Annotated in this window: 21 protein-coding genes; 15 read left to right on the top strand and 6 right to left on the bottom strand. The window is 62.6% G+C overall.

The window, feature by feature from the left end; genetic code table 11:
• Positions 1-108 precede the first annotated feature (108 nt).
• A complete protein-coding gene (locus LC343_RS09220) occupies positions 109-1,056 on the top strand; it encodes a GlxA family transcriptional regulator (protein WP_223476833.1) in 948 nt (315 codons plus the stop codon).
• A gap of 27 nt (positions 1,057-1,083) precedes the next feature.
• Here LC343_RS09220 and LC343_RS09215 read toward each other — a convergent pair whose 3' ends face one another.
• Entirely contained in the window at positions 1,084-1,734 is a 651-nt protein-coding gene (locus LC343_RS09215; RefSeq protein ID WP_223476832.1) for a BA14K family protein, read from the bottom strand.
• A 193-nt stretch (positions 1,735-1,927) separates the two neighbouring features.
• Between LC343_RS09215 and LC343_RS09210 the strand changes: the two genes are divergently transcribed.
• Complete coding sequence (locus LC343_RS09210; RefSeq protein ID WP_223476831.1) at positions 1,928-2,911, top strand: glycoside hydrolase family 25 protein; 984 nt, start codon at positions 1,928-1,930, stop codon at positions 2,909-2,911.
• A gap of 10 nt (positions 2,912-2,921) precedes the next feature.
• Here the strand turns inward: LC343_RS09210 and LC343_RS09205 are convergent, their stop codons facing one another.
• On the bottom strand, positions 2,922-3,641 hold the full coding sequence (locus tag LC343_RS09205; RefSeq protein WP_223476830.1) for a GntR family transcriptional regulator: 720 nt from the start codon (positions 3,639-3,641) through the stop codon (positions 2,922-2,924).
• Positions 3,642-3,774: 133 nt separating this feature from the next.
• On the opposite strand from LC343_RS09205, the gene LC343_RS09200 reads away from it, so the two are divergent.
• Positions 3,775-4,932 carry an LLM class flavin-dependent oxidoreductase gene (locus LC343_RS09200; protein ID WP_223476829.1) on the top strand — a complete coding sequence of 386 codons (1,158 nt, stop codon included), beginning with the start codon at positions 3,775-3,777 and terminating at the stop codon, positions 4,930-4,932.
• Positions 4,933-5,107: 175 nt separating this feature from the next.
• A complete protein-coding gene (locus tag LC343_RS09195; protein WP_223476828.1) occupies positions 5,108-5,611 on the top strand; it encodes a flavin reductase family protein in 504 nt (167 codons plus the stop codon).
• A 13-nt stretch (positions 5,612-5,624) separates the two neighbouring features.
• Here the strand turns inward: LC343_RS09195 and LC343_RS09190 are convergent, their stop codons facing one another.
• The 3 genes from LC343_RS09190 to hemB all read right to left on the bottom strand — a co-directional run bounded on the left by LC343_RS09190 (position 5,625) and on the right by hemB (position 7,988).
• Positions 5,625-6,374, bottom strand: a complete 750-nt coding sequence (locus LC343_RS09190; RefSeq protein WP_223476827.1) for an arginyltransferase — start codon at positions 6,372-6,374, stop codon at positions 5,625-5,627.
• Positions 6,375-6,444: 70 nt separating this feature from the next.
• Entirely contained in the window at positions 6,445-6,921 is a 477-nt protein-coding gene (locus LC343_RS09185; protein ID WP_223476826.1) for an RDD family protein, read from the bottom strand.
• A 65-nt stretch (positions 6,922-6,986) separates the two neighbouring features.
• Positions 6,987-7,988 carry a porphobilinogen synthase gene (gene hemB, locus LC343_RS09180; protein ID WP_223476825.1) on the bottom strand — a complete coding sequence of 334 codons (1,002 nt, stop codon included), beginning with the start codon at positions 7,986-7,988 and terminating at the stop codon, positions 6,987-6,989.
• Between the two features lie 209 nt (positions 7,989-8,197).
• Between hemB and LC343_RS09175 the strand changes: the two genes are divergently transcribed.
• The 11 genes from LC343_RS09175 to LC343_RS09125 all read left to right on the top strand — a co-directional run bounded on the left by LC343_RS09175 (position 8,198) and on the right by LC343_RS09125 (position 19,077).
• Entirely contained in the window at positions 8,198-8,623 is a 426-nt protein-coding gene (locus tag LC343_RS09175) for a DUF6163 family protein (RefSeq protein ID WP_223476824.1), read from the top strand.
• Positions 8,624-8,771: 148 nt separating this feature from the next.
• Complete coding sequence (ldtR, locus tag LC343_RS09170; protein ID WP_223477264.1) at positions 8,772-9,281, top strand: transcriptional regulator LdtR; 510 nt, start codon at positions 8,772-8,774, stop codon at positions 9,279-9,281.
• A gap of 291 nt (positions 9,282-9,572) precedes the next feature.
• Complete coding sequence (locus LC343_RS09165; RefSeq protein WP_223477263.1) at positions 9,573-10,853, top strand: L,D-transpeptidase family protein; 1,281 nt, start codon at positions 9,573-9,575, stop codon at positions 10,851-10,853.
• A gap of 145 nt (positions 10,854-10,998) precedes the next feature.
• Complete coding sequence (gene glyA, locus LC343_RS09160) at positions 10,999-12,318, top strand: serine hydroxymethyltransferase (protein ID WP_223476823.1); 1,320 nt, start codon at positions 10,999-11,001, stop codon at positions 12,316-12,318.
• A gap of 9 nt (positions 12,319-12,327) precedes the next feature.
• On the top strand, positions 12,328-12,822 hold the full coding sequence (nrdR, locus tag LC343_RS09155; RefSeq protein WP_223476822.1) for a transcriptional regulator NrdR: 495 nt from the start codon (positions 12,328-12,330) through the stop codon (positions 12,820-12,822).
• Between the two features lie 15 nt (positions 12,823-12,837).
• Positions 12,838-13,947 (top strand): bifunctional diaminohydroxyphosphoribosylaminopyrimidine deaminase/5-amino-6-(5-phosphoribosylamino)uracil reductase RibD, encoded by a 1,110-nt coding sequence (ribD, locus tag LC343_RS09150; RefSeq protein ID WP_223476821.1) that lies wholly within the window; start codon positions 12,838-12,840, stop codon positions 13,945-13,947.
• Complete coding sequence (locus LC343_RS09145; protein ID WP_223476820.1) at positions 13,947-14,573, top strand: riboflavin synthase; 627 nt, start codon at positions 13,947-13,949, stop codon at positions 14,571-14,573. Before ribD ends, LC343_RS09145 begins: the two co-directional genes overlap by 1 nt.
• Before the next feature lie 39 nt (positions 14,574-14,612).
• Positions 14,613-15,059 carry a 6,7-dimethyl-8-ribityllumazine synthase gene (locus LC343_RS09140; protein ID WP_223476819.1) on the top strand — a complete coding sequence of 149 codons (447 nt, stop codon included), beginning with the start codon at positions 14,613-14,615 and terminating at the stop codon, positions 15,057-15,059.
• Position 15,060: 1 nt separating this feature from the next.
• Positions 15,061-15,540 carry a transcription antitermination factor NusB gene (gene nusB / locus LC343_RS09135; protein ID WP_428982528.1) on the top strand — a complete coding sequence of 160 codons (480 nt, stop codon included), beginning with the start codon at positions 15,061-15,063 and terminating at the stop codon, positions 15,538-15,540.
• A 9-nt stretch (positions 15,541-15,549) separates the two neighbouring features.
• Positions 15,550-16,788 (top strand): MFS transporter, encoded by a 1,239-nt coding sequence (locus tag LC343_RS09130; protein WP_223476817.1) that lies wholly within the window; start codon positions 15,550-15,552, stop codon positions 16,786-16,788.
• Positions 16,789-16,941: 153 nt separating this feature from the next.
• Positions 16,942-19,077 carry a sodium-translocating pyrophosphatase gene (locus tag LC343_RS09125; protein ID WP_223476816.1) on the top strand — a complete coding sequence of 712 codons (2,136 nt, stop codon included), beginning with the start codon at positions 16,942-16,944 and terminating at the stop codon, positions 19,075-19,077.
• 80 nt (positions 19,078-19,157) lie between these two features.
• Here LC343_RS09125 and LC343_RS09120 read toward each other — a convergent pair whose 3' ends face one another.
• A complete protein-coding gene (locus LC343_RS09120; RefSeq protein ID WP_223476815.1) occupies positions 19,158-19,631 on the bottom strand; it encodes an outer membrane protein assembly factor BamE in 474 nt (157 codons plus the stop codon).
• Positions 19,632-19,702: the final 71 nt, after the last annotated feature.

Below are 19,702 nucleotides of genomic sequence, written 5' to 3'. Positions count from 1 at the left end.
TCCAAAGGACCCGGATCATCCGGGCTTCAATCTCCGCAATGCTAGGCTAGGCAAACATCGCGTTATTATCCTAAACTGCCGCAAAATAGTCCTTATAGGTCAAACCCAATGGCGCGCGTGACGTTTCTTCTCTTCGACGGCTTCTCCAACATGGTCTTGTCCTGCCTTCTGGAGCCGCTCCGCGCCGTTCGCGATCAGGCGCAGGCGGATGTCAGCTGGCGGATCATGACGCCGGACGACGCGCCGGCCGCAAGTTCGAGCGGATTGAGTATCGCCGTCGATACGCCGTGGCGCGATGCGGGGCCGGCTGACATGCTGGTGGTTGTCGCGGGCTATGGCTTTCGCGATCACGCGGGATCGGCAAGCGCCAGGGTCCTTCGCACGCTGTCACGCCAGAGCGACATCGTCCTCGCTGCGGATGCGGGGGCTTGGCTTCTGGCCGATGCAGGCCTTTTGAACGGATCGAGCGCGACGATCCACTGGGCCACACTCTCCGAATTCGCAGAACAGTATCCGGATATTCGCGTCGTCCATGATCGCTATGTGAGAGAAGGCCGTATCTGGAGTTGCGGCGGCGCATCGACGGCTCTGGACCTCATCCTCGCCTTCATATCCGACCGTTTCGGCCCGGCGAGCGCCTTTATGGCATCGACGATGTTCCTGCATGACGCCGAGCGCCAACGGGCCGGGGATCGTGGACCCGGCAAGCTGTCGGGCAGGGGCACGGCAAAGCTTCGTCAGGTGGTCGATCTCATGGTGGAGACAATCGAAACGCCGTTGGCTCTGGCGGATCTTTCCAACCGGGCGGGCCTGTCCGTTCGGACGTTGGATCGCTTGTTTCAGGAAGAACTTGGGATGTCGCCCGGTCGGTACTTTCAGATGATCAGGCTCGCCCATGCGCGCGAGCTTGCATCGAATTCCGAATATGACCTGAACGCGATTGCACTGCGTTGCGGCTATTCCGGCGCGGCTGCGCTGAGCAAGGCGTTCCGTCGCGCCTATGGCCATCCAATCCGCAAGTCGCACGGCAACCGCCCGCGCACCATGAGACGGTGACGGGCGGATACGGGGCTTGTATGTGGATCAGTCGGTCGTGCACTGACGGCGCGGGCCGCCAACATAGGGGAGGTAGCTGTTGTCCTCCAGCCTGTAGGACCGGTAACGGTTCATGCATTCGAGGATATGATCCTCGGAAAGCTCGAAACTGTCCGTCATGGCGACCTGCTCGACCTCGGCCTGCGGCGTGTTCATGGCGGTGTCGGAATACGGCGAGACACAAGGCTCCGTGCCGCCGCTATAGGGCGTGTAGGTGTTCGTAGCCGGATCGTAGGAGCGGTAATTATCGAGACACCACTCGATATGCGCCCTCGGCGCCTGAATTGCCTGTTCGGACATCTCTATCGGGTCGGACGTATCGGACACATCGATAGCTGCCGTCTCGGTCACGTCGATATTGGCGGTGGCTTCCATGTCGCCCAGGCTGGCGACCAATGTCGTCTTCGCTTCGCGCTGCCCGTCCGGATTTCCGTCTTCAAGGGAGGGGGCGACGACCCGCGGCTCCATTCCGGTTTCCGTATCGACGGGCGTTGGAGACCAGACTGCCGCCACGTTCTCACGGTCGGCGAGGTCGCGCGCCGAGTCGTTCATGAACAGGTTCATTGCTACCAGACCTCCGGTCGCAAACACGACTGCGGAGGCAAAAAAACCGGCAATGGCCGCCAGGAAAGGTCTCATGTCGTAGTCTCCTTTCTGGAATAATGCGTATCCGCGATTTGGGTTCCGGTGGACCTGCTGCGACGGGGAGGGCGCTGTTCACCATCCGTTAATCATTCGAATTGACTCGGCCTTAGTCATTTTCCGTTAACGCTGGTCATTTGGTGCGGGAAACCGCGCCGCCGACCCACACTGTTTTGCGTAGCGGGTAATCATGCGTATCGTATTCCCGGCCATCCTTTTGATGGTCGTCAGCGGCTGTACCGGAACCTCTCGGATCGATGCGCTCGATCTGAAGCCGTCCGATGAGATTGTCAGTTCGATTTCAAGTGCGCCGGAGCCGGCCGGCGAAGTCGGCGAAGACAAAATGATCACCGCCCTTTCGGGGGCGACGCCGGTTTCGCAGGCGCGCGAGGCTGCTTTTCCGTCGGGCGCGCTGCCCGAGGAGCATGTCGCGCTCGTTCCGCCTTCAAACGCATTGAAGAAGAACCAGGGGCGCCAGACGATCTACCGCCAGCGTTTCAGCGACGCGAAGCCCGTCTCCTTCAAGGGAGCGGCCCCGCATCCTTTCCAGGTGCATGGCGTCGATGTGTCCAAGTATCAGGGCGATATCGATTGGCCGACACTCCGCCGCCATGGCGCGTCCTTCGCTTTCATCAAGGCGACCGAGGGCGATGATCACAAGGATTCCCACTTCGCGCGCAACTGGCGCGCGGCCGCCGAAGCCGGTATTCCGCGCGGCGCCTATCACTTCTACTACTGGTGCTCGACCGCCAAGGCGCAGGCCGAGTGGTTCATCCGCAACGTGCCGAAGGCCGAAGGCGCGCTGCCGCCGGTCATCGATGTCGAGTGGAACGCCCATTCGCGCAATTGCCGCAAACGCCCGGACCGCCATCATGTCGTACGCGAGATGAAGACCTTCATGGACATCATCGAACGCCATTACGGCCAGCGCCCGATCATCTACACGGCGCCCGATTTCTATCGGGACAATCTGCGCGGGCAGTTTTCCGATTACTCCTTCTGGCTGCGCTCCGTGGTCGCGCATCCGAAACAGGTCTATCCGGACCGCGACTGGGCCTTCTGGCAGTATTCCGGCACCGGTCTTTCCGGTGGCGTCGATGGCCATATCGATCTGAACGTCTTCAACGGCACGGCGGAAAGCTGGCAGCGCTGGATCGGCAAGCGGACGCTCTGAGCGGCGTCCGCTATACCCACCGCGCCGCGTAGCAGACGGTCGCCGGGTCGAACCAATTGCGCGAGTATTCCTCGATCATGTCCGCGTTGCTCCACGAGACACGCTCGACGAAACCCATCGCCGCTCCTTGCTCGAAGGGCGTGTTTGGTGGTGCGAAATCGGGGCAGGGGGCGACCGAAACCTTGTCTTCAACCCGCGCGATCCAGAAGCCCAGCCTCTCGCGGTAGAACAGATGCATCGATTCCGGCAGGTCCGGGCGCTTGAGTTTCGGCGCGTGTCTTGCGTCGAACCAGATCTCTTCGAGCGCCGCCGGCACGCCACCGAGCCGGCGCAGTCGCCGAACCCGCCAGGCGTTATCTGACGCTCCATCGCCGAAGGCGGGCGGGACATCAGGCTTCGCGCAAAGATCGAGCGACAGGATATCGGCCGTTGGCAGTCCCGCGCCCTTTTTCAGTTCAAGGTGGAAGAACTCGTAGATGCTGCCCGTTTTGGTCTTGCGCCGCACATAGGTGCCCGATCCCTGGATGCGTTCCAGCAATCCGCGTTTCTCCAGCAAGGCCAGCGCCTTGCGCAGCGTGCCGACGGCGACGCCGAGATGCTGCGACAGCTCGGCCTCCGTCGGCAGGCGGGAGCCGTCCGGCCAGATACCGGCGGCGATTTCGCGGCTCAGCAGTTCGGTGATCTGTATGTAGAGCGGCAGGCTGCCGCCTCTGGTCCTTGCGTGACTCAATGCGTCCCCCGGCCGAAGCGCCGCGATACTACGCGCGACAGGTTCGACTTGTCATCCGGAACAAATTCATTCACTATTGATACACGTTTTCGATGCGCCTGAAATGGCCGGAAAATGCCGGGAGGAGAACTGAATGACCGTTGTGCCGGTAATGAGTGCCGATCTCGATGCGGCCGAAGTCGCATGGTTCGCGCCGATCTGCTCGGACGATTACCGCCATCTTGGTGTGCCTGAGGGCGATCTGCGTTCATCCTGGGATCACACCAGCGACATCGTGCGCACGGCGGATCGTCTGGGCTTCCGCAACATCCTGTGTCCGTCCTCCTATCAGGTCGGTCAGGACACGTGGAGTTTCGTCTCCGCCATGGCGCCGCTGACCGAGCGCATCAATATGCTGGCGGCGATCCGTTGCGGCGAGGTGCACCCGGCGATGCTGGCGCGGGCCGTCGCCACCGTCGATCACGTCATGAAGGGCCGTCTCACCCTCAATGTCATCTCCTCGAACTTCCCGGGCGAGGACGCGCCGAGCGACTATCGCTACAGGCGCTCGACCGAGGTCGTGGAAATTCTGCGCCAGGCATGGACGCGCGACACGATCGATTACGAGGGCGAGATCTACAATCTGAAGGGCCTGTCGACCGACCCGGTCAGGCCGTATCAGCAAAATGGCGGGCCGCTGCTCTATTTCGGCGGCTATTCACCGGATGCCGTGGAGCTGTGCGGACACCACTGCGACGTCTACCTGATGTGGCCCGAGCCGGAGGAGCTGCTGGCCGAACGCATGCGGACGGTTCACGCCCGCGCCGAGGCACATGGCCGCGTGATCGATTACGGGCTGCGGGTCCATGTCATCGTCCGCGACACCGAGGCCGAGGCCCGCGAATATGCCGACGAGATCGTATCGCGGCTCGAAGACGACCGTGGGACGGAAATCCGTAACCGCGCGCTCGACGCGAAGACCTATGGCGTGTCGCTTCAGGCCGCCAATCGCGAAAATGCGGATGGAGATGGCTATGTCGAACCGAACCTGTGGACCGGCGTCGGTCGGGCGCGCTCGGGCTGTGGCGCGGCGCTGGTGGGGTCGGTGGATCAGGTCCTCTCGAAGCTCGAACGCTATCGCGCCATGGGCATTCGCGCCTTCATCCTTTCCGGTTATCCGCACAAGGCCGAATGCGAAATCTTCGGCGAGAAGGTCCTGCCGCAATTGAAGACCTGTTCGCTGCCGGAAATCTATGGCCGCGTGCCCTCCGAAACGCCCGCGACGCCGCTCGGCGTGGGAGTGCGACGGTGAGAGGCGAGGGCGGCGGGAGCGTTGGCGTTGAACGCATTGTTGCCGCACCGGTGGTTGCAAACCCACTGCAAATGGCCCATCTCGGATACATGATTTCCAGTGAGTGCGCTGAATCGCGGCCCCGAATGCGAGCTCTCTCCGAAGGCAAGGAAGCTTCTTGAGGAAGAACGACAGTATGAACGCCGATGCGCATCTCAGTCTCGAAGCGTTGAACCATTCCGACCTGAAAAAGGCGATGGCGTGCTTCGCGACGGGAATTGCTATCGTGACCACAAGGTATCGCGATGCCGATTTGGGCATGACCTGCAATTCGTTCAACACGGTTTCGCTCGAACCGGCGATGGTGCTTTGGAGCGTCCAGAAGACGTCGTCCAGCCATGAGGCATTCGTGCGTTCGGACGGCTATACCGTCAGCATCCTCGGTGCGGACCAGGAAGATATCGCGCACCGCTTCGCGCGAGGTGCGCCGGCAGAGCGTTTCGACGGCCTGCCGGTCAAGCGTCTGGCGAACGGCCGCACGGTTATCGAGGGATCGGTTGCCTGGTTCGACTGTGCGCTGGAAACGGCGGTCGCCGCCGGCGATCATGACGTGCTGATCGGCCGCGTGCTGGATTTCGCCTCGAATGACGGGCATCCGCTCGGCTACGTCCATGGCAAGTTCATCGATATGGAGGGCTGACCCGCAACGGGTCTCAGTCCTCGTATCGGTCCCATCCGGTGGCTGTCAGGTGTTCCTGCGGCCGGAAGCGGGTCTTGTATTCCATCTTGCGCGATCCCTCGACCCAATAGCCCAGATAGACATGCGGCAGGCCTTCCGAGCGCGCCCTTTCGATGTGATCGAGGATCATCCAGCTTCCTAGCGAACGCTGTTTCAGTTCCGGATCGAAGAAGGAATAGACCATCGAAAAGCCGTCCGCCATGCGGTCCGACAGGGCGACCGCGATCAGCGGCCCGTCGCCCTGTCCGCTGAGGAAACTGTCCGCGCCACGCTTTCGGTATTCGATGATCCGGGTCGGCACATGGGTATCTTCGACCATCATCGCATAGTCGAGCACCGTCATCTCGGACATGCCGCCGGTGCGGTGGCGGGAGTCGAGATAGCGGCGAAACAGGGAATATTGTTCGCTGGTCGGCTCGGCCCGCGTCTCGACGCCGATCAGGTCGGAATTGACGCTCATGATCCGGCGCATGCTGCGTGACGGCTCGAACTCGCCCGCGACAATGCGAACGGATACGCAGGCCCGGCATGTCTCGCAAGCTGGCCTGTAGGCGATGTTCTGGCTGCGGCGAAAACCGCCCTGCGTCAGCAGGTCGTTCATCTCCGCCGCCTTTTCGCCGACCAGATGCGTGAAGACCTTTCGCTCGTGCTCGCCGTCCAGATAAGGGCATGGCGACGGCGAAGTCAGGAAGAACTGCGGTGATTTCGGTGAATGCTGCGTCATGCCGCCTGTCTCGCTTCAGCGCGAAGATTTGGCGAGATCGCGGGAAAGGTCAAGACGGCCTTTGTGCCGATCAACGATATGAACGAACGACGACGGTTCCGAGCGCCAGATCGTGCAGCGTTCGCTTGTGTTCCAGGAACAGCGGCGCCAGCAGAAGCGGCAGGAACAGGGCCGCGGAGGCCCAGAACAGGACCGAATGCACGACGGCGGTGAGGAAATCGATTCGCCGTCCGTCATAACGTTCCAGCCGGATACCGGCCAGCCGCATGCCGATCGTCGCCTGCGACGGTCCGCCGACCGTCCAGCCGATATAGGTGAGCGCGATCAGGGGTGACAGGATCAGATAGAGCAGCCACGCCGCGCCAAACGTTGCAAAGCCGAGCAGGAAAATCACCGGCACCGCGACGACGATGAGCAGGATGACCATCGCGTAGTCGATCAGGAAAGCCATGATCCGGCGCGTGCGCACCCCTTCGAAGAGGCGCCAGTCGTTATAGCGCTCCGCGTAGTCGTCGGCTCTGGAATCGAATGTCTGTGTGTCCGGCATGTCCTGTCCTCTTTGGCTTTGAGGTGGGTGGGAATGCCCGCGATATCAAGGGGAAGGGCGGTTCCTCAGCCAGCCAGTATTTTCGCTGCGCGGGGTGCGAAATAGGTCAGGATGCCGTCGCAGCCCGCCCGCTTGAAGGCCAGCAGGCTTTCCATCATCACACGCTCGCCGTCGATCCATCCATTGGCGGCCGCCGCCTCGATCATCGCGTATTCGCCGGACACCTGGTAGGCAAAGGTCGGCACCTGGAATGTCTCTTTCACGCGCCGGCAGATGTCGAGATAGGGCATGCCTGGCTTGACCATGACCATCTCCGCGCCTTCCTGGAGATCGGCTTCCGTCTCGCGCAGCGCTTCTTCGGTGTTGGCCGGGTCGATGTAATAGGTCTTCTTGTCGCCCTTCAGCAGACCGGACGTGCCGATCGCCTCGCGATAGGGTCCGTAAAAAGCAGACGCGTATTTCGTCGCATAGGACATGATGGCGACGTCCTGGAAACCGTTTTCGTCCAGCGCGTCGCGGATCGCGCCGATACGGCCGTCCATCATGTCCGACGGCGCGATGATGTCGGCGCCGGCGGCGGCCTGGCCCACGGCCGCCCGCACGATCTGCTCGACCGATTCGTCGTTGACGATGATTCCGTCGCGCAGGACCCCGTCATGGCCGTGGTCGGTGAAAGGGTCGAGAGCGGCGTCCGTGATGATGCCGATCTCGGGAACGGCCGCCTTGATCGCCCGCGTCGCGCGATTGATGAGATTGTCGTCCTCGATGGCGTTGCTGCCGGTCGTGTCGCGCTTTTCGATCGGGATGTTCGGGAACGTCGCGACCGCCGGAATGCCGAGTTTCGCGGCTTCCTCCGCCGCGCGTACCGCAAGATCCACGGTCAGCCGCTCGACGCCCGGCATCGCCGCAATCTGCTCCGTCCGGTTCTCGCCCTCGATCAGGAAGATCGGCCAGATCAGGTCGTTGACGGTCAGGTCGTTCTCGGCCACCAGCCGGCGCGACCAGTCGGCCTTGCGCATGCGGCGCAGCCGCTTTCCCCCGGTGATTTCGTCAACGCTTCGTCTCATCGCGATATCCAGTCGATTATTGCTTGTTCCGATTGCGCGATTGCCTGGTGCGCTTCAGGTTTGGATTGAAACATCCGCGCCGGAATGCGTGTTCGAGCCAATGGCGACAGGCAGCGCATTTTGATTCTATTGAAACCTGAAATGCACTAGCATGTCGAAATCGCCAATTCCAAGGGGCGACGGTACTGGGCGAACGAAAGGGCAAATTCGTGGCGGCAACCACCGACGACATCAAAGAGGAACAGGGAAGCTTTACGCAACTGGCGTTCGTCTGGTTCCTCCGGCTCATGGCTGCCATCTCCATGATTTCCGGCTTGTCCTACTGGGCCCAGCTGACCGGCCTCGCCGCCGCGGACCTTCCTCGGTTCGACGAGTTACCTGTTCATTGGCAGGTGCCGTGGGTTTCGCTGGCCGTGTTGCTCCCCTGTGCCTCAATGGGACTCTGGATGCTGACATCCTGGGGCATCGTTCTGTGGGTGATCGCGAGCGTGCTCGAAATCGCCGTCTACGGCGTCTGGGCCGACAGCTACATTTCCCGGCCTGCCGTTGTTTTTGGCCATGTTATCGCGCTCTTGGCGCTCGCCGCCATCCTCGCGTCGCTGGCGCTTCAGCGCTACCGCGAACGCGTTAACTGAATATAGACTCTGTTTCGAAAGGAACGGCGGGTAATCGGATGTTAACTTTGGTGTTTAAGTCGAATTTTAGTGGCATTCGCTAGGTTGCCTCTCAACGGTGAAACAAAAAAACAAGTCACCGACATAACAGAGAGGCAATCTGATCATGATGAATGCGACCAATATGGTGGGCGCAAAGCCCGTTCCGTCGTCTGAAACCGACGTCCGCGAACTTTATCTTGAATCCCTGCAGCTTGTCGAGCGCCTGCACCGCCGTCTGCTCGATGTCGTCAAGGACGAGTTCGACAGGGCCGGCCGCAGCGATATCAATGCCGTTCAGGCGCTGCTGCTGTTCAATATCGGTGACAGCGTGCTGACTGCCGGCGAGTTGCGTTCGCGCGGCTACTACCTGGGTTCCAACGTGTCCTACAACCTCAAGAAGCTCGTGGAACTCGGTTTCGTCGACCACAAGAAGTCCCGGACCGACCGCCGTTCCGTGCGCATCAGCCTCACCGATACGGGCAAGGAAGTCGCCAACACGGTCGCCGAGCTCTACAACCGCCACATTCTGTCCATCGAGACGGTCGGTGGAATCGGCGCCGAGGAATTCCAGGCCATGAACCGCGCGATGCAGCGTCTCGACCGGTTCTGGAACGACACGATTCTCTATCGCCTCTGATACGGACGACTGCTGGAAATGCCGAAAGGGCGCGACACGGTTCGCGCCCTTTTTCGTGTCTGCGTTCCTGCCGGACGGCGCGCCGCGAAACACGAATTGGCCATATTCATATGGAAGCTGCCGAGGCAGCGGCACAGACGATGATGAGGTCCGCGTAAATCGGCCGATCGCATCTCTCTGGATCGCGGAACAGTGAAGCTGGTTTCCGACAAATTGGTTGACGATCGCGCCGGCGGACAAACATATGGGTCTGTGGATCGGTAGTCGTGGATGCGCATGCGCAGGTGGATGATGAACGAATTTGGCAAGAAGAATCGTCGGTCTTTCCTGAAAGGGATGGGGGTCGCCGGAGCAATGGCGTCGGGTCTCCTTCCGGCACGGGCGCAGGAACCGCTCAACGAATTTCTGCAGTCCCCGCGCCGTGGCAACTGGGATGACCAGTTCGACGCCGTCGGCACCCGCAGCCCCGAGGTCAAGACTCGCCAGCCGATTCTCAGCCCGGCCACGGCTTCCTATGTCGAGCAGGCCATCTTCACCTATCGCGATATCGTCGCCAGGGGCGGCTGGCCCCAGGTGAACCTGACCCAGCGGCTGAAGGTCGGTTCCTCCGATCCCGCCGTGCGCCAGTTGCGCCGCCGTCTCATCATTTCCGGTGACCTGCCGCGCAATTCCGGCGACAGCCAGGTCTTCGACACCTTCCTCGACGCCGCGGTGAAGCGCTTCCAGCAGCGCCACGGCATGCCCGCAGACGGCGTGATCGGCACCGTCACGCTTGCCGCGCTCAACGTTTCCGCCTCGACCCGGCTCGGCCAGCTCGAAACCAATCTCGTGCGCCTTCGCTCCATGTCGGGCTATCTCGGCGACCGCTACGTGATGGTCAACATTCCCGCCGCGGAGATCGAGGCCGTCGAAAACGGTCGCGTCGCGCAGAACCACAAGGCCATCGTCGGCAAGGTCGACCGCCAGACGCCGATTCTCAATTCGAATATCTACGAGGTCATCCTCAATCCGTACTGGACCGCGCCGAAGTCGATCATCCAGAAGGATATCATCCCTCTGATGCGCAAGGATCCGACCTATCTGACGCGCAACTCGATCCGGCTGTTCGACCAGCAGGGCAACGAGGTGCCGCCGGAACTGGTCGACTGGTCGACCGACGAGGCGCTGACGATGAATCTGCGTTTCCGCCAGGACCCGGGCAAGATCAACGCCATGTCCTCGACCAAGATCAACTTCCAGAACCCGCATGCCGTCTACATGCACGACACGCCGCAGCAGAGCATTTTCGGCCAGCTGCTGCGTTTCGAATCCTCGGGCTGCGTGCGTGTCCACAATGTCCGTGAACTGTCGTCGTGGCTGCTGCGCGATACGCCCGGCTGGAATCGCAGCCAGATCGAGGCCGTGATCTCCACCGGCGAGAATACCGAGGTTCAGCTCGCCGCGCCGGTTCCTGTCTATTTCGTCTACATCTCCGCCTGGTCGACCGGCGACGGTGTCGTCCACTTCCGCGATGACATCTACGGCCGCGACGGCGTCGACGAGTTGCAGCTTTCGTCCACCACGACCCTCTGATCGCGATTGCCGGGCTACGGCCCGGCCACGCCTTGCCTGATTCCGCCGACGCGTTTCGCGTTCAGGCAATGGAACTGCGCCGGGATACGTGATATTGCGCGCCGCAACAGGCGATTTTCCCGCATACCCGAAAGGAATGGTACCGATGTCCCAGAACAGCGCGGCTTCCGCAAAGGCGTATTCCGACGCGTTTTTCACCGAGTCACTGGCTGACCGCGATCCGGAGATCTTCTCCGCGATCCGCAAGGAACTCGGTCGCCAGCGCCACGAGATCGAGCTGATCGCATCGGAGAACATCGTGTCGCGCGCCGTGCTGGAAGCGCAGGGCTCGATCATGACGAACAAATATGCCGAGGGTTATCCCGGCAAGCGCTACTACGGTGGCTGCGAGTTCGTCGACATCGCCGAGGAATTGGCCATCGAGCGCGCGAAGAAGCTGTTTGGCTGCAATTTCGCCAATGTCCAGCCGAATTCCGGCAGCCAGATGAACCAGGCCGTCTTCCTGGCGCTGCTGCAGCCGGGCGACACCTTCATGGGCCTCGATCTCAATTCCGGCGGCCACCTCACGCACGGTTCGCCGGTCAACATGTCCGGCAAGTGGTTCAACGTCGTCTCCTACGGCGTGCGTGAGGACGATCATCTGCTCGATCTGGACGACATCGCCGCCAAGGCCGAACAGCACAAGCCGAAGCTGATCATCGCCGGCGGCACGGCTTACTCGCGTATCTGGGACTGGCAGCGCTTCCGCGAGATCGCGGATTCGGTCGGTGCCTATCTCATGGTCGACATGGCGCATATCGCCGGTCTCGTCGCTGGTGGCGCGCACCCGTCGCCGATCCCGCACGCCCATGTCTGCACGACGACGACGCACAAGTCTCTGCGCGGTCCGCGCGGCGGCATGATCCTGACCAATGACGAGGCGATCGCCAAGAAGGTCAACTCCGCTGTCTTTCCGGGCCTGCAGGGCGGTCCGCTGATGCATGTGATCGCCGCCAAGGCCGTCGCCTTCGGCGAGGCGCTGCAGCCGGAGTTCAAATCCTACGCCCAGTCGGTCGTCGCCAATGCCAAGGCGCTTGCCGAAAGCCTGAAAGAGCAGGGCGTCGATATCGTCTCGGGCGGCACCGACAATCACCTGATGCTGGCCGACCTGCGTCCGAAGACAGTGACCGGCAAGGCGGCGGAAGCCGCGCTCGGCCGCGCCAACATCACCTGCAACAAGAACGGCGTTCCCTTCGATCCGGAAAAACCCTTCGTCACCTCCGGCATCCGTCTCGGCACGCCGGCTGGTACGACCCGTGGCTTCGGGCAGGCGGAATTCCGCGAAATCGGCTCGCTGATCGCCCGCGTTCTCGACGGTTTGCGCCAGTCCGGCCCGGATGGCGACAATTCCGGCATCGAGGAAGCGGTCAAAAAAGATGTGATTGCGCTGACGGATCGCTTCCCGATCTATGGCGGTATGGAGTAGCAACCGGGCATGCGCTGCCCGTTTTGCCAATCGCTCGACACTCAGGTGAAGGATAGCCGCCCGGCTGAAGACGGGGCGGCCATTCGCCGCCGCCGCGTCTGTCCGGATTGCGGCGGCCGTTTCACCACCTTCGAGCGCGTCCAGCTTCGCGATCTCTACGTGATCAAGAAGAACGGCCGGAAAGTGCCGTTCGACCGCGACAAGCTCGCCCGGTCCTTCGAGGTTGCGCTGCGCAAGCGCCAGATCGATCCCGACCGCGTGGAGCGCGCCGTCTCCGGTATCGTGCGCCAGCTCGAGAGTTCCGGCGAGCAGGATATCGCGGTCGAGGATATCGGCTCGCTTGTCATGGAGGCTCTGAAGGGCATGGACGATGTCGCCTATGTGCGCTTCGCCTCCGTCTACAAGAACTTCCGCGAACCCCAGGATTTTCATGATCTTCTGGGCGAACTTGGCGGAAATTTGCCGCCTGACAGCGATGAACCGGTTGCCGGTTCGCAAGAATAGCGCCACTTTCGCGCCATGACACAAACCATCACGGACCTCGATCGCCGCTTCATGGCGGCCTGTATTCGCCTTTCGCGCCGCCATCTCGGCCGCACCGGAACGAATCCGTCCGTTGGCACGCTGATCGTCGCGGACGAGGGGCAGGGTCCCGTGATCGTTGGTCACGGCATCACCGCAATCGGCGGTCGGCCGCATGCCGAGACGGCGGCTCTCGCCGAAGCGGGGGAACGCGCGCGCGGCGCGACCGCCTATGTCACGCTCGAACCCTGCGCGCATCACGGCCGCACGCCGCCTTGCGCCAACGCATTGGTATCCGCGGGCGTCGCCCGTGTTGTCGCCGCCGCCACGGATCCTGATGAACGCGTGTCGGGCAGGGGATATGCGATTCTGCGCGCGGGCGGAATCGAGGTCGAACCGGGTGTCCTCGCCGATGAGGCGCGGTCCGTTCTGTCGAGCTACCTCATCAGATCCGAGAAGAAACGCTGTGAAGTGACTCTGAAACTTGCGGTTTCCGCCGACGGCATGATCGGCCGCGCCGCCGCCGGGCAGGTGCCGATCACCGGCGATGTCGCCCGCGCCCAGAGCCACATGATGCGTGCCGAGCACGACGCGATCCTCGTCGGGATCGGCACGGCGCTCGAGGATGATCCGGAACTCACCTGCCGCTTGCCGGGACTTGGGCACCGGTCTCCGATGCGCGTCGTTCTCGACCGCCATGCCAGGCTCCCCGTCGCGTCGCGGCTGGTTCAGTCGATCTCGGAAGCGCCGCTGGCGGTCGCGACGGTCGATCCCGGGTCGCTGTCGGCGCAAGTGCTGGAAGGTGCGGGGGCGCGCCTGATTGCCTGCGAGGAACACGAGGGACGGATCGCCTTGCCGGAGCTGCTGGACGATCTCGCGGCTCTCGGCGCGTCGAGCCTGCTGGTGGAAGGCGGTGCGGCCGTTGCGAGCGCGTTTCTTGACGAGGGCCTTGCCGACCGGATCGTGCTGTTCGAAAGCGACGTCGTTGTCGGCGCGAATGGCATCGCGGCTCCGTTCACCCGCGCGACGCTGCCCGAGAGTTATAAGCCGAGCGGCGAATGGGTCTTCGGCGCGGACCGTTGCCACGAATTCACCCGGAGAGGCTGATGTTTACCGGTATTGTCACGGATATTGGCCGTATTGCCTCGATTGCGGACCGCGCGGGTGGCCGGCGACTGCGCATCGAGACCGCCTACGATCCCGAAACCATCGATATCGGCGCGTCCATAGCCTGTGCCGGCGTTTGCCTGACCGTGGTCGCGAAACCCGAGAACGGCTCCAATTCGCGCTGGTTCGAGGTCGAGGCATGGGAGGAAGCCTTGCGCCTGACCACCATAGGCGGCTGGAGCGAGGGAACCCGCCTCAATCTGGAGCGGGCCATGAAAGCCGGCGACGAGTTCGGAGGTCACATGGTGTCCGGGCATGTCGACGGAATGGCCCGGATCGTCGCGCGCGAGGAGGAGGGCGAGGCGATACGCTTCCGTATCGAAGCGCCATCTCACCTGTCGCGCTACATCGCGCCGAAGGGATCCGTCACCCTCGACGGCACGTCGCTGACCGTCAACGGCGTTGATGGCGATGTCTTCGACGTGCTGCTGATACGCCATACGCTGGAGGTCACGACCTGGGGCGAACGCGGTGTCGGCGATGCGGTTAATCTCGAAATCGACCAGATGGCGCGATATATCGAGCGCTATGTGAAACGCCTTGCGGAGACCGCCAAAGAGGCGTAGGCCACCGCCAAATCGAAAACCTCCGGAGACCGCCTGTCCATGGCAAAGGAATCACCCCACGTGCTGATCGTCGAGGCACGTTTCTACGAAGAATTGTCGGAGGCCCTGTTGGAGGGCGCGAAGGCGGCGCTGGAAGAAGCCGGTGCGACATGGGATATCGTCACGGTTCCCGGCGCGCTCGAAATTCCGGCCGCGATCTCCATCGCGCTGGATGGCGACCGGGACTATGATGGCTACGTCGCGCTCGGCATGGTCATCCGTGGCGAAACCTATCATTTCGACATCGTTTCGAATGAATCCAACCGTGCATTGATGAACCTTGCGGTCGATGAATCGATTGCGATCGGCAATGGTATTATGACGGTCGAAAACCAGGCGCAGGCTTGGGCGCGCGTGCGCAAGTCCGAAAAGGACAAGGGCGGATTTGCCGCCCGTGCGGCGCTGAGGATGATCGAACTGCGAAAGCAGCTTGGCGCGGATGACTAAATTGGAAGACAGGAAGAAACCTGCTGGTCCGAAGCCGGCCAACAAGCGTGGTGCGGCGCGTCTGGCCGCGGTTCAGGCTCTGTACCAGATGGACGTATCCGGTGGCGGCGTGCTCGAAACGGCGGCCGAGTACGAGACGTTTCGTCTCGGCAAGGAAATCGACGGCGAGCTCTATCGCGAGGCGGATCCGGCATGGTTCCGTTCTGTCCTGTCCGGTGTCGTCAGCCGTCAGAAGCAGCTCGATCCCGTGGTCCGCAACGCGCTGACGGAAGACTGGCCGCTGTCGCGGCTGGATTCCACATTGCGCGCGATCCTGAGGGCAGGGGCTTTCGAGCTGACCGGAATAAAGGATCTCCCGGCCGCGGTCGCGATTTCCGAATATGTCGATATCGCCCGCGCCTTCTACGGCGACGGCGAAGAGCCTCGGCTTGTCAATGCGGTGCTTGACCGCATTGCGCGAGACCGCTCCACTGCTAAGTAGTCGGACGTCATGCACAAACCGGCCGAAATTTCCGAGAACAGCGCAAAGCGCACGGCGCTCATCCTGGCGGCGGCGCAGTCCGTTGTCGGTTCGGCCGCCCCGATTTCGATATCGCTCGGCGGTCTGGCGGGTTTTTACCTGCTGCAATTGAACGGCGCCGACACCGCGCTTGCCACCGCGCCGGTGACCGGCTTCAACATCGGCGTCGCCCTGGGTGCCTTGCCGGCGGCGCTTCTGATGCGTGCACTCGGCAGGCGTCCGGGCTTCGTGACCGGGTCGATCATCACCGCGCTTGGTGGCGCGATTGCCGCCATCGCGCTTTTCCGTTCCGAATTCTGGCTGTTCGCATTCGGCCTCATCGTCGTGGGTCTGGGCGGTTCCTTCGTTCAGCAATACCGCTTCGCCGCAGCCGACAACGCCCCGCCGCACTTCCGCCCGCGCGCGATTTCCTGGGTTCTCGGGGGCGGGGTCTTTGCGGCCGTGATCGGCCCGCAGACAGTCGTCTGGACGCGCGACCTGTTCGAACCGGTTCTGTTTGCCGGCTCGTTCGTCGCCTTGATCGGGCTCGGCCTGATCGGCGCGGCGATCCTCTCGACACTGAATGTTGCCCGCGAGAACAAGGCCACGACCGGCGTCACCGGTGAACCGGCACGCCCGCTGTCGCAGATCATCCTGCAGCCCCGCTTCATGGTCGCCTTTGCCTGCGGCGTCGGCTCCTATGCGCTGATGAGCTTCGTCATGACCGGTGCGCCGCTTGCCATGGTCGGCTGCGGATTCACGCCGGACGAGGCCGCGCTCGGCATTTCCTTCCACGTCATGGCGATGTTCGCGCCGAGCTTCGTGACCGGCCGCCTGATCGCCCGCTTCGGCAAGGAGCGCATCGTCGCGATCGGCATGCTGCTTCTCGTCGGCTGCGCCATCGTCGCCCTGTCCGGTATCGCGCTCTGGCAGTTCTGGTCGGCGCTGGTCTTGCTCGGCGTCGGCTGGAACTTCGCCTTCATCGGCTCCACCACGATGCTGACCGAATCCTACCATGTCAGCGAGAAGAACAAGGTGCAGGGCCTGCATGACTTTCTGCTGTTTTCCACTGTCGCCTTCGCGTCGCTGATGTCCGGTTTCACGCTGAACGCTTTCGGATGGGAAATGCTCAACTGGATCGTCTTCCCCGTGGCCGCTTTCTGTCTCGTGCTTCTGGGTCTTCTCGTGCTCGGTTCGCGGCATAAGACTATAGCAGGAGCCGCCGAGTAAGGATTCCGGCGGAACACCGCTTATCCCGGCTTGACCTAGACTTGCGGCTTAAACTACGTATGCGCCACTTCAAGCGCGGAATCCGTGCTGTCGCAGTATCTAAGAGGGCCTGGGAGGGGAATTCCGGCCCGAAGATAATCAAAGGAAACGGGAATGGTTCTTCTAGCTGTCATCGCTTGCGGGCTGCTTTCGATCGTGTATGCGATCTGGGCGACGCAATCGGTTCTCGCCGCCGACCAGGGCAATGCGCGCATGCAGGAAATCGCAGGCGCAATTCGCGAAGGCGCGCAGGCTTATCTCAACCGCCAGTACACCACCATCGCCATCGTCGGCGTCGTGGTCTTCATCATCGCCTGGCTCCTTCTCTCGGGCGTGGCCGCCATCGGCTTCCTGATCGGCGCGGTCCTTTCCGGCCTCGCGGGCTATATCGGCATGTACGTGTCCGTGCGCGCCAACGTGCGCACCGCCCAGGCCGCCTCGCACAGCCTCGCGGCCGGCCTCGAAATCGCATTCAAGTCCGGCGCCATCACGGGCATGTTGGTCGCGGGCCTCGCGCTGCTCGGCGTTTCCATCTACTACTACATCCTGACGTCCGTCATGGGCATGGCGGGCAATGACCGCACGGTCATCGACGCGCTCGTCGCGCTCGGCTTCGGCGCTTCGCTGATCTCCATCTTTGCCCGTCTCGGCGGCGGCATCTTCACCAAGGGTGCCGATGTCGGCGGCGATCTCGTCGGCAAGGTCGAAGCGGGCATTCCCGAGGACGATCCGCGCAACCCGGCGACCATCGCGGACAATGTCGGCGACAATGTCGGCGACTGCGCGGGCATGGCCGCCGACCTGTTCGAGACCTATGCCGTGACCGTTGTCGCGACCATGGTTCTCGCGGCGATCTTCTTCGCCGGCTCGGCGATGCTCCCGGACCTGATGCTCTATCCGCTCGCCATCGGCGCTGCGTGCCTCATCACCTCGATCGCTGGCACCTTCTTCGTGAAGCTCGGCGCCAACGGCTCGATCATGGGCGCGCTCTACAAGGGCCTCATCGCAACCGGCGTCCTGTCCATCATCGGCCTCGGCGCCGCGACGTCCCTGACCGTCGGTTGGGGCGATATCGCAACCGTCAACGAAATCGCGATCACGGGTACGAACCTGTTCATCTGCGGCATCGTCGGTCTGCTGGTCACCGGCCTGATCGTCGTGATCACCGAGTACTACACCGGCACCAACAAGCGTCCGGTCAACTCGATCTCGCAGGCCTCGGTCACCGGCCACGGCACCAACGTCATCCAGGGTCTGGCCGTATCGCTTGAATCGACGGCTCTTCCGGCCATCGTCATCGTCGGCGGCATCATCGTGACCTACCAGTTGGCGGGTCTGTTCGGCACCGGCATCGCGGTCACCGCCATGCTCGGTCTTGCCGGCATGATCGTCGCGCTCGACGCATTCGGTCCGGTCACCGACAACGCCGGTGGCATTGCCGAAATGTCCGGCCTCGATCCGGAAGTGCGCAAGTCGACCGATGCGCTCGATGCTGTGGGCAACACCACCAAGGCCGTCACCAAGGGCTACGCCATCGGCTCCGCCGGTCTCGGCGCCCTGGTGCTGTTTGCCGCCTACTCGAACGACCTGGAATTCTTCGCCGCCAATGGCGACCAGTTCGCCTACTTCCAGGATGTCGGCGAGATCTCCTTCTCGCTCTCCAATCCCTACGTTGTGGCCGGCCTGATCTTCGGCGGCCTGATCCCCTACCTGTTCGGCGGTATCGCCATGACGGCCGTCGGTCGTGCAGGTGGTGCGGTCGTGGAGGAAGTGCGCAGGCAGTTCCGCGAAAAGCCGGGCATCATGGAAGGCACGGACCGTCCGGATTATGCCCGTGCGGTGGACATGCTGACCAAGGCGGCGATCAAGGAAATGATCATCCCGTCGCTGCTGCCGGTTCTGGCGCCTCTGGTCGTCTATTTCGGCGTGCTGCTGATCTCGGGCTCCAAGGCTTCCGCCTTCGCCGCGCTTGGCGCGATGCTGCTCGGCGTGATCGTCAACGGCCTGTTCGTCGCCATCTCGATGACCTCGGGCGGCGGCGCGTGGGACAACGCCAAGAAGTCCTTCGAGGACGGCTTCGTCGACAAGGACGGCGTCAAGCACGAGAAGGGTTCGGAAGCCCACAAGGCGTCCGTCACCGGCGACACCGTTGGCGACCCCTACAAGGACACCGCCGGCCCGGCCGTCAACCCGGCCATCAAGATCACCAACATCGTGGCTCTGCTGCTGCTGGCGGTCCTGGCGCACTGATCCGCGCCAGACGGAAAAACGAAAACCGGCGGTGGTCTCCCACCGCCGGTTTTTTGTTGTTTTTAAAACCGTGCCGCGGGTCAGCGGGCGAGCACGGTATCCTTGTTCGGGGTCAGGCCGCCGGAAAGGATCTGCGTCAGGAAGGTCTGGTCGCGGCCTCCGGTCGGCGTAGTGCGGGACGCGAAGTCGAAGACTCGCCCGTCCTGCATGCCGTAATTCGCGATCCGTTCCACCGTGCCTTCGTCATCGAAATATACCGCCAGGATGCGCTGGTCGATCAGCTTCGGCTTCAGGAAGGCGGCGGCGCGCCGGCGGGTCTGCGAGATGTAGTAGAACACCTCGTTGTCGAACACTTCTTTCGTGGTCGGCGTTCCCAGCGTCAGCAGCACCTGTTCGCGGCTGGAGCCCGGCGGGACGAGCTGCAGCGTCTGCTCATCGACAACGAAGCCCTGCTTGTAGGTCTCGCTCGGCGACAGCACTTTCGCGGTCGTGCAACCGCTCAGCACGATCGCGCTGCTTGCGAGCAGAACGGGGAGGGTCGTCGCCAATCGCATTCTTTTCTTGATTTTTCGCGGCGTCACCATCATCTCCGTCAATCGTAGCGGCCACTGGCCTGTTCGGGACT

The sequence above is a fragment of the Oricola indica genome, assembly GCF_019966595.1.
In the GTDB taxonomy this organism is placed as follows: Bacteria; Pseudomonadota; Alphaproteobacteria; order Rhizobiales; family Rhizobiaceae; genus Oricola; species Oricola indica.
Note: the sequence above shows the minus strand (reverse complement) of the source record. Positions and strands in the feature narration are given on the sequence as shown.

Excerpts from the sequence above, each read along its gene's own strand:
- LC343_RS09220 (WP_223476833.1), top strand. The coding sequence starts at position 109 with ATGGCGCGCGTGACGTTTCTTCTCTTCGACGGCTTCTCCAACATGGTC.
- LC343_RS09215 (WP_223476832.1), bottom strand. The coding sequence starts at position 1,734 with ATGAGACCTTTCCTGGCGGCCATTGCCGGTTTTTTTGCCTCCGCAGTC.
- LC343_RS09210 (WP_223476831.1), top strand. The coding sequence starts at position 1,928 with ATGCGTATCGTATTCCCGGCCATCCTTTTGATGGTCGTCAGCGGCTGT.
- LC343_RS09200 (WP_223476829.1), top strand. The coding sequence starts at position 3,775 with ATGACCGTTGTGCCGGTAATGAGTGCCGATCTCGATGCGGCCGAAGTC.
- LC343_RS09195 (WP_223476828.1), top strand. The coding sequence starts at position 5,108 with ATGAACGCCGATGCGCATCTCAGTCTCGAAGCGTTGAACCATTCCGAC.
- LC343_RS09190 (WP_223476827.1), bottom strand. The coding sequence starts at position 6,374 with ATGACGCAGCATTCACCGAAATCACCGCAGTTCTTCCTGACTTCGCCG.
- LC343_RS09185 (WP_223476826.1), bottom strand. The coding sequence starts at position 6,921 with ATGCCGGACACACAGACATTCGATTCCAGAGCCGACGACTACGCGGAG.
- hemB (WP_223476825.1), bottom strand. The coding sequence starts at position 7,988 with ATGAGACGAAGCGTTGACGAAATCACCGGGGGAAAGCGGCTGCGCCGC.
- ldtR (WP_223477264.1), top strand. The coding sequence starts at position 8,772 with ATGAATGCGACCAATATGGTGGGCGCAAAGCCCGTTCCGTCGTCTGAA.
- LC343_RS09165 (WP_223477263.1), top strand. The coding sequence starts at position 9,573 with ATGAACGAATTTGGCAAGAAGAATCGTCGGTCTTTCCTGAAAGGGATG.
- glyA (WP_223476823.1), top strand. The coding sequence starts at position 10,999 with ATGTCCCAGAACAGCGCGGCTTCCGCAAAGGCGTATTCCGACGCGTTT.
- nrdR (WP_223476822.1), top strand. The coding sequence starts at position 12,328 with ATGCGCTGCCCGTTTTGCCAATCGCTCGACACTCAGGTGAAGGATAGC.
- ribD (WP_223476821.1), top strand. The coding sequence starts at position 12,838 with ATGACACAAACCATCACGGACCTCGATCGCCGCTTCATGGCGGCCTGT.
- LC343_RS09145 (WP_223476820.1), top strand. The coding sequence starts at position 13,947 with ATGTTTACCGGTATTGTCACGGATATTGGCCGTATTGCCTCGATTGCG.
- LC343_RS09140 (WP_223476819.1), top strand. The coding sequence starts at position 14,613 with ATGGCAAAGGAATCACCCCACGTGCTGATCGTCGAGGCACGTTTCTAC.
- LC343_RS09130 (WP_223476817.1), top strand. The coding sequence starts at position 15,550 with ATGCACAAACCGGCCGAAATTTCCGAGAACAGCGCAAAGCGCACGGCG.
- LC343_RS09125 (WP_223476816.1), top strand. The coding sequence starts at position 16,942 with ATGGTTCTTCTAGCTGTCATCGCTTGCGGGCTGCTTTCGATCGTGTAT.
- LC343_RS09120 (WP_223476815.1), bottom strand. The coding sequence starts at position 19,631 with ATGCGATTGGCGACGACCCTCCCCGTTCTGCTCGCAAGCAGCGCGATC.